The organism is Streptomyces sp. MnatMP-M17 (assembly GCF_900091995.1).
Classification (GTDB): domain Bacteria; phylum Actinomycetota; class Actinomycetes; order Streptomycetales; family Streptomycetaceae; genus Streptomyces.
This window is the reverse complement of the sequence record NZ_FMDK01000007.1, coordinates 1-13,786: the sequence shown is the minus strand read 5'-3', so window position 1 is coordinate 13,786 and position 13,786 is coordinate 1. Positions and strand designations below refer to the sequence as shown.

Below are 13,786 nucleotides of genomic sequence, written 5' to 3'. Positions count from 1 at the left end.
GGGGGCCCCCCCCCCGCCGATCCGCCCGCTGGTCCCGGAACGCGACACGGCGGGTACCGTACGGGAGTTGGAGCTGCGGCTGGATCCGGAGCGCACCGGCCCGCTGCTTTCCACCGTGCCCGCCGTCCTCGGCGCAAGCGTCAACGACGTACTGCTGACCGGGCTGGGGCTGGCTCTGACCGACTGGCTGCGGCGCCGAGGCGCGAGCGCGAGCGGCGGAGTGCTGGTCGATCTGGAGGGCCACGGCCGCGAGGAGGAGCTGACCGGCGACGCCGATCTGTCCCGTACCGTCGGCTGGTTCACCAGCGTCTTCCCGGTCCGGCTCGATCCGGGACCGGTCGATCTGGCCGATGCCTTCGCCGGCGGCCCGGCCGCCGACGAGGCGCTGCGGCGGGTGAGGGAACACCTGGACTCACTGCCCGCCAACGGCGTCGGCTACGGCATGCTGCGCCATCTCAATCCTCGTACGGCACCGGTTCTCGCGGCGCTGGAGACACCGCGGATCGAGTTCAACTACCTGGGCCGCTTCGACGTTCCCGAGGCGACCGACTGGTCGTACGCGCCGGAGGAGGACGTGGCGGACATCGGCTCGGAGCCGGCGATGCGGGAGGGCCACGCGCTGGGCATCAATGTCGTCACGGAGGACCGTCCCGACGGCCCGGTCCTGGCCGCCCATTGGTCCTGGCCGGCGGCAGTACTGGAGGAGAAGGACGTCAGGGACCTCGCACAGACCTGGTTCCGGGCGCTGGAAGCGCTGGTGGCGCGAGCCACCGCGCGTATCGAGGAGAGATGAGAACATGAGCAGCAATCCGTTCGAGAACCCGGACGGCGTCTACTCGGTCCTGGTCAACGACGAGGGCCAGCACAGCCTGTGGCCGGATTTCGTGGACATCCCGGCCGGCTGGACGCGTGTCCATGGTCCCGGAGAGCGCCAGGGATGCCTGGACTACATCGAGTCGCAGTGGACGGATCTGCGTCCGAAGAGCCTCCAGCAGCAGTGAGCCGAGTGAGCTGACGGAGGCGACCCCGGCTCCGGTGGACGGCGCCGGGGGAGGACGGCACGAAGGGCCCGGCACCTGAGCGCGAGAGAGGTCCGGGCCCTTCGTCTGTCGTGCGTGCGCCGCGACCAGGCCGGACAGGGCCTACGAGGCCGGCTGCTCCACCTTGGTCGCCGGGTCTCCGTCCACCGCCGCCGCGAGCATCGGCACCAGCCGGTCCATCGCGTACGGCAGGCTCAGCACCGTCCCCATGGACAGCGCGTTCCCGAAGTCACTCGTCTCGTCGACGAAGATCTCGCGGCCCTGCTTCACCACATCCAGATCCCCGTACGTCGGATCCTTGTGCAGCTTCTCCGCGTTCTTGGCGGCGTCCTCCACGAACCACACCGCCACCTTCTGATTCAGCAGATCGGTGCGCTCCTTGCTGATGTTCGCGCCGAACTTGTCGCCGATCGCCTTGTCGAGTCCGGCCGGCAGGGCGAAGCCGTACGAGGTCAGCACCCGGGACCGCGGGTCCTGGCTGCCGAAGACGAACATGCCCTCGTACGGTGTGGCCATCACGCCCGACGCGCCGTCGAACTCCGGATTCTCCTCGCGCGCCTTGGTGAACTTCGCCTCCACTCCGTCGATCAGCTTCTTCGCCTCCGCCTCCTTGCCGAGCGCCTTGCCTATCGTCTCCGTCTGGAGTTCCCAGGGAATGCCGTAGTCGTTGTACTGCTTCGGCTGCGCGAGGACCGGCGCGAACTTCGAGAGCGTCGTGTACTGCTCCTCGGTGAGACCGGAGTACAGCGCGATGATCAGATCCGGCTTGAGCGCGGCGATCCGCTCGGTCTGCGGTCCTGTGCCGGTGTCCTTGAGCAGTGTGGGTGTCGCGCCGCCGTTCAGCTCGGCCGTGGCCCAGGGCCCGAGCGCGCCCTTGTACGCGCCCAGCCATTCGGTCGTCCCGACCGGGACCTTGCCCAGCGCCAGCACGGCGTCCTGGTCGGTGAGGCCGACCGTGACGATCCGCCGAGGCTCGGAGTCGACCGTCGTACTGCCGAACTTGTGGGCGATCGTGACAGGGTACGAACCGGCCGCCGCGGCGTCTTCGCCCTGTTGCGCCGAGTCGGGCTTCGAGCCCGCGTCCGAATCGGAGCCACCGCACGCGGAGAGGGTGGCGAACAGCAGGAGTACGGACGCGGACGCGGCGGCGAGCCGGTCGGCGCGGAGAGTGCGGGCCATCAAGGAGGTCCTTCGTGTCCGGTGCTTCTCTGGTGGGTGGATGCGGGGGGTGTACGGATGGGCAGTGTGAGATTCCGAGGTCATGGCGCCGTGTCACGACGTCGTGTCATGGCGCGCTGTCACGGTGCTGTGTCGCGGCTGTACGACCACGCTTCCCACAGAGCCGCGTAGCGGCCGTCCGCCGCGCGCAGTTCGTCGTGCGTACCGGACTCCACGATCCGTCCGGCGTCCATGACCACGATCCGGTCCGCGCTCGCGGCCTGCGTCAGACGGTGGGCGACGATCAGAGCCGTACGGCCGTCCACCGCGCGGGCAGCGGCCTTCTCCAGGGCGCGCGCGCCGGCACTGCCCGCTTCCGCGGTGGCCTCGTCGAGGATCGCGACCGGCGGATCGGCCAGCACCAGCCGCGCCAGGGCGAGCTGCTGAGACTGCGCGCTGGTGAGCCGGTGCCCGCCCTCGCCGACGACCGTGGCCAGACCGTCCGGCAGAAGACCGGCCCAGCTCAGCGCGGACACGCGGTCGAGCGCCTCACGCAGTTCGGCGTCGGTGGCGTTGGGACGGGCCAGCCGCAGATCGTCGGCGAGCGGTCCGGCGAAGACATGGACGTCCTGGGTGATCAGGGCGACGGTCCGGTGGAGCGCGGCCTTGTCGAGCGAGTCCAGCTCCGCGCCGCCGATCCGGACCGTGCCCTCGGACGGCCGGTGGATACCGGCGGTGATCTTCGCCAGTGTGGTCTTGCCCGCGCCGCTCGCGCCGACCAGCGCGATCCGCTCCCGAGGCTCGATCGTCAGATCCACTCCATGGAGGACGGGATGGCCCGGCCGGTAAGCGTGGCCGATCCCGCTGAGGCCGATGGACGCGTCGCGTGGCACGGCCGGTCGCTCCACCCGTACGGCGGGCGGCAGATCGGCCACTCCGACGAGCCGGGCCAGGCCCGCCGTGGCTGACTGGGCGTCATCGATCAGCATCAGCGCCGAGTTGACCGGAGTGAAGAGGCTGTGGAAGTAGAGCGCGGCGGCCGTCGCCGTACCGATCGACACGGCGTCGGCGCGTACCAGCAGGAAGCCCGCCACCAGCACGGCCGCGAGTCCGGTGAACTCGGCCAGATGCAGCCGGCTGTAGAAGCGCAGCACCAGTCGGACACCGCGCATCGTCAGCGCCACCACCGACGAGGACCGCGCGGTGACCTGCTCGGTGTGCTCCTTCTCCAGCCGGAAGGCACGTACGGTCCGTGCTCCGCCGATGCTGTCCAGCAGCTGCTGCTGCTGTGCTCCGTACGCGATGCGCTGCTCGGCGTAGAGCGGTGCGGCGTTGCGTATGTACCAGCGCGCGGTGTGCGCCTGTACGGGGACGGCGAGCAGCGCGGCGAGAAGAAAACGCCAGTCGAGCAGGGCCAGCGCGCCCAGGGTGAGGACGATCGCCAGCACCGAACGGGTCAGCTCCGGCAGCGCGTTGCGCACCGCGTCGGCGATCAGCGACACATCGCCGGTGACGCGCGCCGTCAGATCGCCCGAGCCCGCGCCCTCCACCTGCTCCAGCGGAAGATTCAGGGCGCGGTCCACGAACCGCTCGCGCAGCCGGGCGAGTACGGTTTCGCCGAGCCGGGAGACCAGCGAGAGCCCGAGGCCGGTGGCGGCGCCCTGGACGACGGCGACCGCGGCGAGCAGTATCACGGGCATGGTGATCGCACCGACCGGACGGGCCTCGGTGACCACGTCCACGATATGGCCGAGCACCGGCTGGACCACCAGTCCGACGGCCGTCGCGGCGACCGTGGTGACCAGGGCGGCGAGGGCCAGCGGCCGGTGAGGGCGCAGGAGTTCGCGCACCGCGGCGCGGGTGCGACGGGCGGAGGCGGTGGGCAGCAGCGCCCGTTCGTCTTCTGCCGCGGTGTGGTCGTGGTCTGCTGTCGTGCGGTCATGTTCGGCTGTGGTGCGCTCGTGTTTCACGCGAAGACCGCCGTCCGGTAGCTCCCGTGGCGCTGTACGAGTTCGGCGTGCGGCGCCGTGTCGGTGACGCGTCCGTCCTGTACGAGCACCACCCGGTCGGTCACCGCGAGCAGCGCCGGGCTCGTGGTGACCAGGATCGTCGTACGCCCGCGCCGGAACTCCCTGACGGCATCGGCCATCCGGGCCTCGGTGACGGTGTCGACCGCCGTCGTCGGATTGTGCAGGACCAGCACCGGAGCATTGGCCGCCAGTGCGCGGGCCAGGGCCACGCGCTGGCGCTGGCCGCCGGACAGGGACCGGCCGCGCTCGGTCACCGTCGTACCGGAGCCGTGCGGAAGAGCTCCGGCGACCTCGTCCGCACCGGCCGCGGCCATCGCCGCCGTCACGATGCCGCCGGTCCGGTCTGCGGCGGCCGACACATTGCTGGTCACGGTGCCCTCGAACAGATCGGCGTCATGGCCGGCGACCAGCAGGACCTTCCGGATCTCCGCCGGGTCCAGCGTGGTCAGGGCCAGGCCGTCCAGCTCCACGGTCCCGGCGTCCGGATCGGCCACGCGTCCCAGACAGCCGAGCAGCGCCAGGGCGTCGGCCGGATCGGTGGCCACCACTCCGAGCAACTCGCCGGGCCCGGCGTCCAGATCGATGTCACGGAGCGCCGCGTACGCGACACCGCGCAGCCGGACATGGCCGCGTACCGGCACCGGCAGCACGCCCGGGCCCGGCTCCACCGCCGGGGGAGCGGCGAGTACCTTCGCGATCCGCGCGGCGGAGGAACGGCCCTGGGCGAGCTCCGAGTTCACCCAGCCGACCACTTCGAGCGGCCCGAGCAGGAACAGCGCCAGCCCGACGGCCGAGACCAGTCCGCCCAGACTGATGTCGCCCGCGGCGGCCAGCCGGCCGCCCATCAGGGCGACCAGGGCGATGAACACACCCGTCAGCGTGAGCGTCATTCCCTTCTGCCAGGCCTGTGCCCGGGTCGCGCGCAGTGTGGCGTCCAGCGAGGCGCGGCTGGCGGACCGGTAGCGGGCGACGGCCGCCGGCTCGGCGCCGATGCCCTTGAGCACCCGCAGACCGGCCACGAGATCCGCGGCGACTCCCGAGGCCTGCCCGGCGCGCTCCTGTTCGGCCTCGCTGCGCCGCTCCAGCGGCTTGCTCAGCAGATGGCCCAGCCACAGCAGCAGCGGTGTGCCCAGCAGGACGACGAGACCGAGCGGTACGGAGATCCAGAGCAGGGCCACGGCGCTGACGCTCAGCGCGGCCAGCGCGGCCACTGCCTCCATCACCGCGACATTCACGGCGCCGACGCGTTTGGCGTCCTCGGTGGCGGTGTTCACCAGAGCTCCGGGCAGTCCCAACGCCTCGGTGCCGCCCGCCGGATGCAGTACGCGCCCGACCAGCGTGGTCCGCAGTTCATGCGCGGCGGCCACGGCGGCCCGCTCCGACAGCCGTGCGCCATGACGGAAACTGAAGGAGAGCCCGACGTATACAACGGCCAGCACGCCGATCCACAGCCAGAGCGCACCGCCGTCGCCCTCGGCGACGGCCCGGTCGATCACCAGACCGATGAGCACCGGCACCAGCGCCTCGCCCGCCTGGTGTCCGGCCGCGAGAAGCGATGCGAGGACGACATCACGCCGCTGTCCCTCCACCGCCCGCCTCAGGACATCCCGCCCCATCGGGCCTTCAGCCCCCACCGCACTCCTCCGGCTCCCGAGATCTCCACCCATCGATCAGGCGAAAACTTAGGTAAGGCTATACTAAGTACTCGCTGGCTGGCCACCCCCATGGACGGCCGCGAACAGACCGGCCCCGCCTCGTAGTTGCCGGAAAGCGGAGTTCGGCGGGCAGTTATCCGCCTCGGACTACACTTTGAATATCAGGAGGTCGTATGACACACAGTAATCGCCCGATGTCGGGTGGTGCGCCATCCGATCCACTCGGAGACGAACTGCGGGCAGATCTGTCGAGAGCGATGGAGCTGAATGGAATCGGCGGGTTCGTGTGGGATGTCGAATCCACGCGTGTCGTGCTCGATCCGAGCGCACTTGCGATATTCGACCTGGAGCCCGGTGAGTTCGACGAGCAAATATCCACGCTCTATCGGCGGATCGTACCCGAAGAGCGACCTGGCGTCAGGGTGCGGATGGCCGAGGTTCTTGTGGATCCTCGGTGCTCGACAAGTTGTGGTAATTATTTCCGTGTCCGCCGATCGGATGGAACCACTCGGTGGGCGCATTCGCAGGCTGCCATTATGCGTGATGAGTCCGGAAGGCCAGTTCGAGTGGTCGGTGTTCTCCGCGCCGAACCGCATTATGCCGAGGAGCAGTCCACCCTGGAGTCCGAGCGCCGGCACCAGGCAGGCGTTGTCCAGGCGACCACGACGGCTCTGTCCCAGGCACTCGGTGTCGAGGACGTGCTGACGGCTTTGACCAGTCACGAGATTCTGGGCCCGGTGGGCGCTGTGGGCATATCGCTGACCGTTCTTGAGCAGAACAGGCTCCGCCGACTGGCCACCGTCGGAATGCCTCCTCAATATGTACGCGATCTGGAGTACGGCCGGCTCGATGACGACCGGCCGATCGCCGAGGTTTTCCAGACGCAGAAACCGCTGTTCGTCACACGGGCGGATATACGGGCCAATTACTCGATGCTATGGCCTTATATCAAAGGGACAGGATTCACCGCTTCCGCTGTTCTGCCGCTTATGGCTCAGGCCCGGCTCACCGGTGTGCTCGCCATTCTGTACGAGGGCAAGAAAGGCTTCTCGCCCGAGGAGCGGAATCTGCTGACGGCCTTGTCGGCCACCGTCGCCCAGTCATTCCAGCGGGCGCTGCTCTACGACGAGGAACACGCCATGGCGGTGGGCCTTCAGCAGGCCATGCTTCCCGCCAAGATCGAGACGGTGCCGGGAATGAGCGTCGCCGCCCGCTACCGGCCCGCACGGGCCGGTCACCAGGTGGGCGGGGACTGGTACGACGTCATGCCGCTGCCCGAAGGACGCGTCGGCCTGGTCGTGGGTGACGTACAGGGACATGACATCCAGGCCGCCGCCGTCATGGGACAACTGCGGACGGCGCTTCGCGCGTATGCCACCGAGGGACACTCGCCGACGGAGCTCATGTCCAGGGCCTCGACGTTTCTGCGCGACCTGGACACCGAACGTCTCGCCACATGCGTTTATGTCAGCCTCGGTCCCGCCACCGGCCAGGCGGAGGTCGTCCGCGCCGGACATCCCAGCCCGCATATCCGCACCGCCCGTGGAACTGCCCAACTGACCGTGGAAGGCGGCCCGCCGCTCGGCCTTCCGCCCGGTCTCCCGCTGAGCCTGCCCGATCCCGGCGATGTGCCCTATCCGATTCACCACTTTCGCCTCGGCCCGCGCGAGACGCTTCTGCTGTGCACCGACGGGCTGCTGGAATTCCATGACACCGATATGGCCGCCGGCGAACAGCGGATACGGGTGCTTCTCGACAGCGGTCCCGGTCCCGGCGATCTCGATCGACTGGCGGAGCACATCGTCGCCAGCATCGAGGACCGGCAGGGCCAGGAGGACGACGTAGCTCTGCTCCTGGCGTCCCGGACCACTCCGGACCTGTCTGAGGCGAACGCGTAAGCCGGGCGAACGTGCAGGCCGCACAAGCTCACTGCTGAGTCAGTGGTTCCAGGGCGGGCGCGGCCGAGGGAACCGTGGGCAGACCGAGGGCCATGCTGCCCACATGGATCAGCCGGTCCCGGTGTGGTGCCAGGAACGGGGCCGTCAACGGTGTCTCCATCGCACCGGTCAGACAGGACGCCAGGCCCAGATCGGTCGCGGTGAGACACATGGTCTGCATCAGGCATCCGGTGTCGCGATAGACAAGGCTCAGCGACATCCCTTCGTACTTCCAGGTGGTTCGCCCGGCGCAGGACGCGAGATAGATCCCGGCGGGCGGCGCCTCCTTCATGGCGGCGGCGTCGATGACGGTCCGTCGTTGCAGGACGGCGAGTTCATCGGTCCATGCGGAGAGCCGGTGCAGTGTGTGGGTGAACGGATCGTAGTGGTACGCCCCGCCCGCCAGCCCTTCCACCTCGCGCGCCAGCAGATACACCTCCAGGCTGTGGCGTCCGCCGCCGGACGGCGCGGACCGGTGCGTCTGCTCGTACGCGCGCGGCGGGAGACAGCCGCGCACCCGTGCGGTCCGGTCGAGGAACGCGCCGATGAGCGGGAGCGGTACCGGCGACGGAGCGAAGGCACGGACGCTGCGGCGCTCGGCCAGTACCTCGGCCAGCGGGCGGCTCGGAGCGTCGCGGCCGTCGGGCAGCGCGATGATCTCGGTGGCCTCGGGATGGACGAACCGGGCGGGCGGCGGGACACCACGCCGGGCATGCGGGACGGGACCTCTCCCGGCCTGTGCGTGCACGGCGAGTTCATAAGGCGTCCAGCCGTCGCCGCCGGAAGCGACTCCTGCTCCGGTGCCGTCGGCTGTTCCCATGACGTCGGCCGGTGCGCACCGCTGGATGATCCCGGCCGAGGCAAGCCGGTCCAGAAGCGTGCGCGCCTCATCGGCATGGCCGGATTCCCGCCAGCGATCGTGGAGTTCTTCCGCCGTCAGCGGGCGGTCGAGCTGGTGGAGCAGGCCGACGAGCACGGGCTTGACGGAGAACTTCCGCCACCGACGGCAGTCGACCAGGACCGGGCCCGCGCCCTCTCCCCATTCCAGCAGAATATCGGGATTGCGCCGGTAGCGATTCCGGTCGTCCATGCGTCCACTCCCTTCTTTCGTCGGCCGGACTTTCATTGATCAGGTGTCTTTCGTTGATCAGGCCGCTCATCGGTCGCCGTCACAGGAAAGGCAGCGGAAACGGATTCAGCTCGTCCTCGCTGAGGCTTCTCTCGCGTACGCCCATGGCGACCGGCGCCGTGAAGACACGCGGCCCACCACGCCGGTGGAAGTCGCTGCGCAATGTGAGCGGGCACAGGCCGGGCACCACCGTCCTGACCACCGATACACCGCACTCGGCCACATCGATCGGAGTGATGTCGACCGTGATGGTCTCGTATCCTCGGGCGGCCAGCCGGCGGACCGCCTCGTCCACATCGGTCCGGAGCCCGGCGGCGGGCCTGGCGGGCGGGACCTGGTGCAGCGGGCCCTCGTCCCAGAAGGCCAGATGGTGTTGGCGCTCGGGGGAGCAGTAGTAGAGGGAGAATTCGCTGAGGCTGCTCAAAACATCGTCGGGGCCGGGGATTTCCTCCTCCGCGAGCCAGATACCGGCGCCTGTCCGACATAGACATGCCTCTTCCAGCGCTCCGAGGAGCGCCGTGTGCGGATCGAGATCGGCGCGGGCGGTATGGACGACCACAGGCCGGTCGGGCGTGCCTTCCGCGAAACGGACAGCCACGGCCGGGATACCGAGGTCGGTGGTGAGGTCCTTGCAGATGACCGTGGCGCCGTCAGCGGTGACACGGTCGATGATCCGCCGGGCCGGGCCGTCCGGGAGCCGCGCGAGATCCAGGCTGGGCAGAGTGAGCCGGTTCTCCCAGAAGACGATGGCCGAGTCGCGCTCGACGATCTCCAACAGGCCCCCGAGCACGGCGTGATGATATGTGCCGCCGGCGGCCAGACCGGTGGAGATCGGATCGAACCAGGGCTTGTGGTCTCGGGGAAAGCGATACGGCAGATACACCGCGCAGGCCGGCACATACCGCGTCCTGCCGCTGGTCAGCGAGTGGCCCCGGACCCAGTCGATCTCCACGTCCGGGTCGAAGGGTCCGTACCGTGGCCGCTCGGCGTACTCCTTGGCCGAACCGAGAGGGAGTGTGCGCGGGTCGACGGCCTCGTCGCCGAGTGCGGCGAAGGTGGCGCGGACGAGCCGGTCCGGATCGTAGACGCCAGCGGCATAGCGCTCCATGGTCTCGCCGACCGCACAGACCCGGGCGCCGGTCGGATCGCTCTTCACGGCGCCGCCGCGCGCCTCCGCCTTCGCCGGGGAGAACCATGTCGTGGTGGTCACGCCGGCGGTGCGCGCATAGGTGGTGCCGCCCGGTCGGCCGTCGCTCTCGTCCACCCGCAACTCGGGCACGAGCCCGGTCAGCGGATCGACCGCGCCGCGCATCAGCTCCCAACTGGCCCGCATATCAATGACGTTCGCCTCGCCGCGCTTCGGCGGGACGACGGCCTCGGCGCACGCCGGGCAGTTCGGTGTGTGGAACAGCGCGTGACGCGTACGCTCCAGCGAATCGTGGTCGATGTCGGTCAGCACCGGGGGCTCGGTCCGCGGCTCCGTGGTGAGGGCCCTGAGCATCTCATGGGCGAGGATCCCGGCGGCGATGGCGGTGGTGGGCCAGGCCTCGCTCTCCGCCGCGCCCAGCAGCACGTCGAACGGCAGATCGGCGACCGGCTGCCACGTGTGATTGGCGCGGATGCGCCGTACGAGACAGACGGGACAGGCGGTACGCGGCGGGGCGAGGGTGGCGAGGAGCAGACGTGTCGGTGTGCTCAGGTAGGTCATCAGCGGCGTGCCGCCGGCGAGGGAGAACCGGGTCCAGCGCCGGAGTTCGGACTCCGCCAGGCCGAGCGGCAGAAGTACCGCGTCGGCGTCCAGGCGTTCGGCGTCGGTGTCCGCGCTCCGCTCGGCGACGACCACTCTGACTCCGGCCCGGATCAGGAGTGTGGCGGCCTCGGCCGTCAGCAGCCCGTCGGCGGCCAGGGCGACCGTGAGGTCACTCCGCTCTTCCTCCCGTCCATAGAGAGGGTGAGCACGCTGTCCGTCGCCCAGGTGCACAAGGCCGCGGGTGCGCATTCCCTCGACGACACGATCCGGTACGGCATCGAGTGTGAGGAGGCCGTGCTCTCCGCCATCCGGAGCGGGCACTCCGGCCGGGACGCGGAGAGTGCCCGTACTCGCGCAGATATACAGGTGGTCGTCGCGCGTGGCGAGCCGTACATCGCGCCGTGGCGTAAGGGTGTGGGAAGCGGAGCGTGGGGTGGCCGACGGGTCCTGGGGTGATTCCAATTCTGTCCGCCTTCGGGAAAGTGATGCGTACGAGAGTGATGCGTACGACGACGCCGGGAGTACGCGGGAGTACGCGGGAGTACGAAGGTGCCTCCCTGCCCATGGCAAGACAGGAAGACACCTGTTGCGCTACTCCGTCGGCTCGGCTTCCCGCTCCGTCACATCCGACACGGCGCTGAAGCAGCTGTGCCCGGCGAAAGCCGCCTCCGTCTCAGGAATCGACATTTCTTCGAAGAGTTCCTCGTTTTCGGGCATGACGGTTTCCTTTCTCGGAACGGCATTCCTGAAATGCGCTGTCGTTATGACTCAACAGAGCCTCGATGGCGCTTTCTTCATTGCATGGCACGTTCGAATAAACCGTCAAGAGAAATCCGGAGAGTTGCCGGGAATCGCCAGCGTGTAATTGTATGACGTATTGTTAAATCAAGGGCAGAGGTGTTCCTCGCCCTTCGGCCCCCACCTCGTACGTTCATCGCCACGCGCCACCGTGCCGCACAGCAGCTCCGTCGTCGTCCCGTCGCTGCCGCCCCGCAGCACCGCGAGCAGTTTGTCCTCTGTAAGCCGTCCTCCGCCCGCGGCGCCGTGCGCGTCTATGCGGCCGGTGGCACCGTCGAAGCCTCCGCCGCCCAAGCCCTGGTAGAGCACGCCTTGCAGCAGTCCGCGGTCGAGGCGGTCGTCATGTCCGCCGGTGGTCCGCCAGGCCTGGTCGATGCCTTCGGCGAGATAGCGCAACGCGTCCCAGGCGAGCGCGACATGGCCGTCCTCGCGCATGGCCGCCGTCCCGGAGCTGTGATCGCCGCCGTACGCGCGGTCGTACGCGGCGAGGAAGGCCGCGGCCTCCGGGCTCCGTGCCGACAGTTCGGGAGCGTAGCCGTGGGAGACGTAGTAGAGCGTGAGGCCCTTGAAGTCGTCCCAGGGACGCTGCTCCTCCGTCAGTGTGTTGGTGACATCGTCGCCGCCGAGCACACTGATCTTCGGGCAGTCGCCGGAGATACGGGCGATCTCGGCCAGGAAGAGCTGGAACTGGCTGGCCCGCGCCGACCACACCACCGCCGTCCGCGGCTCCTCACTCACGGCACGGCAGACCTCGCGGGCCAGATCCTCCACGGTCGGCACCGGCCGCCCGCCGAGCGCACCGGGCACCGGCCCCGGCTCCGGTGCGTCGGTCGGGGTGTAGAGGAGTACGTCGGTGCGCTCCTGCCCGTACGACGCGAGAAAGGCCGCGGCAAGGCTGTTGCTGTAGGCGTCGGTGGCGTCGGCGACGAGACTCACCCGGCGCACCTTCCGTCCGCCCGTGGTCATCCCGGCGGAGGCGAACGCCGCCATCAACTCGCCGGCGCGCGTATCGGTCGGCGCCGTCTGGTAGTAGTGCTCGCCCTGGCGGAGGAGTTCATCGGCGGTGCCCGAGGTGCCGACCATCGGGATGCCCGCCGTGTCGAGGGTATGTATCGCCTCGTACGTATTGCGGCGGCTCTGCCCGAAACCGACGACGCCCGCGATGGACGGATCGCTCGCGGCGAGCTCCACGATCCGGTCGGCGACGGCGGGCGCGTCCTTGAAACGGTCACCCGCGTTGGCGGCGAGCACCCGCAGCGGGACACGCTCGCCGGAACGCAGCGCCTGGGTGTTGATATGCCCCTGCGCCAGCGCGATACCGCGCAGCTCCGCCAACGTACCGCCGCGCACCGGGTCTTCGGCGTCCTTACCACCGGTGAGCGGGCCGAAGTAGACAACGGTGCGGCGGCCGGGGCGCGGATCCTCCCGGGGCCGGCCCGCGAGCTCCCTGTCGACTTCCTCGTTCTGCCGCTCGATCTGCTGGAGCACGGCCCGTAAAGCCTGCTCGCTGGGCTCGTCGCCGAAGCCGGCCGCGCCTTCGGCGACACCGACACACTGACCGTCCGTACCGAGGAAGGTGGAGCCCTGACACGGGTCGTCCCTCTCGCGGCCTCCGACGTCCGGGACGAGGAAGAGAGCGGCGGCGAGTGCGAGTGCGAGCACTCCGATGCCGAGCACTCCGGCCACCTCGGCGCCGGGACCCCAGCGCGGCGACGGCGTCACCAGCGTGGGCCAGCGGCCGAGCCAGTACACCGCCGCCTGGTCGTCCTCCGGTCCCTCGGCCACCGGTACGACGATGCCGGTCGGCTGGCCCGGTGTCATTCCGCGCCGCTCGATGTTGATCAGCTCGGCGCCGGCGTGGGCGAGGCCCGAGGCGTTGATATCGGGGATGCGCGAGGCCAGCGACCGTACGCCGCCCGCCACCGCGAACACCGACGTGCAGCGCAAGTCCTCCACGGCGGAGCGCAGTTCACGCAGAAAGCGCTGCACGCGCGAGTCCGCGGGCCCCGCGTCGTCGAAGAGAAGCACGAAGCGGGACGTGCGACGCCGCCGCCACGGGTTGAGGAGACGAGGCCGGCACGCCTGGTCGAGATCGGCGAGCAGGGCATGCATGAGCACCCGGTCCATACGCTCCGGCTCACTGGCGGGCTCGCCGTGTACGAGGTCGAGCGCGGAGCGGAAGAAGTCGGTGGGCGGGCTGCCGTGCTGGCGGCGCACCCACTCCGCGTACCAGCTACGGCTGCGGGCCCGCCCGAGCATGCGGCGGTTGGCGCGCCAGCCGAAGAAGGC

General features: G+C 69.6%; 10 protein-coding genes and 1 pseudogene. 4 read left to right on the top strand and 7 right to left on the bottom strand.

The window, feature by feature from the left end:
- Together GA0115259_RS00275 and GA0115259_RS00270 are read left to right on the top strand one after the other, a co-directional pair.
- A partial coding sequence (locus GA0115259_RS00275) for a condensation domain-containing protein (RefSeq protein ID WP_141716403.1) occupies positions 1-793 on the top strand: 793 nt, incomplete at its 5' end.
- A gap of 4 nt (positions 794-797) precedes the next feature.
- Positions 798-1,001: an MbtH family protein gene (locus tag GA0115259_RS00270; protein WP_093589023.1), complete on the top strand. Its 204-nt coding sequence runs from the start codon at positions 798-800 to the stop codon at positions 999-1,001.
- Between the two features lie 141 nt (positions 1,002-1,142).
- Here the strand turns inward: GA0115259_RS00270 and GA0115259_RS00265 are convergent, their stop codons facing one another.
- From GA0115259_RS00265 to GA0115259_RS00255, 3 genes are all read right to left on the bottom strand, one after another.
- Positions 1,143-2,219 (bottom strand): iron-siderophore ABC transporter substrate-binding protein, encoded by a 1,077-nt coding sequence (locus tag GA0115259_RS00265; protein WP_093589021.1) that lies wholly within the window; start codon positions 2,217-2,219, stop codon positions 1,143-1,145.
- Between the two features lie 119 nt (positions 2,220-2,338).
- Positions 2,339-4,168: an ABC transporter ATP-binding protein gene (locus tag GA0115259_RS00260; RefSeq protein WP_093589019.1), complete on the bottom strand. Its 1,830-nt coding sequence runs from the start codon at positions 4,166-4,168 to the stop codon at positions 2,339-2,341.
- Positions 4,165-5,862 (bottom strand): ABC transporter ATP-binding protein, encoded by a 1,698-nt coding sequence (locus tag GA0115259_RS00255; protein ID WP_093589017.1) that lies wholly within the window; start codon positions 5,860-5,862, stop codon positions 4,165-4,167. The genes GA0115259_RS00260 and GA0115259_RS00255 overlap by 4 nt, the downstream gene beginning before the upstream one ends.
- A gap of 194 nt (positions 5,863-6,056) precedes the next feature.
- Between GA0115259_RS00255 and GA0115259_RS42630 the strand changes: the two are divergent.
- Positions 6,057-6,449 (top strand): annotated as a pseudogene (locus tag GA0115259_RS42630) (PAS domain-containing protein); the annotation flags it as partial.
- The gene (locus tag GA0115259_RS00250) at positions 6,450-7,781 is read left to right on the top strand and encodes a PP2C family protein-serine/threonine phosphatase (protein ID WP_256097852.1); all 1,332 of its coding nucleotides are present in this window, start codon (positions 6,450-6,452) and stop codon (positions 7,779-7,781) included. It begins immediately after the preceding pseudogene.
- A 28-nt stretch (positions 7,782-7,809) separates the two neighbouring features.
- On the opposite strand, the gene GA0115259_RS00245 is transcribed toward GA0115259_RS00250, so the two are convergent.
- The 4 genes from GA0115259_RS00245 to GA0115259_RS00235 form a co-directional block, all read right to left on the bottom strand.
- Positions 7,810-8,910: a SagB family peptide dehydrogenase gene (locus tag GA0115259_RS00245; protein ID WP_237539646.1), complete on the bottom strand. Its 1,101-nt coding sequence runs from the start codon at positions 8,908-8,910 to the stop codon at positions 7,810-7,812.
- Positions 8,911-8,989: 79 nt separating this feature from the next.
- On the bottom strand, positions 8,990-11,161 hold the full coding sequence (locus GA0115259_RS00240) for a YcaO-like family protein (protein WP_093589011.1): 2,172 nt from the start codon (positions 11,159-11,161) through the stop codon (positions 8,990-8,992).
- Positions 11,162-11,290: 129 nt separating this feature from the next.
- On the bottom strand, positions 11,291-11,416 hold the full coding sequence (locus tag GA0115259_RS38745; RefSeq protein ID WP_096001754.1) for an azolemycin family RiPP peptide: 126 nt from the start codon (positions 11,414-11,416) through the stop codon (positions 11,291-11,293).
- A gap of 168 nt (positions 11,417-11,584) precedes the next feature.
- On the bottom strand, positions 11,585-13,786 hold a 2,202-nt coding region (locus tag GA0115259_RS00235; RefSeq protein ID WP_107469121.1), incomplete at its 5' end, for a type 1 periplasmic-binding domain-containing protein.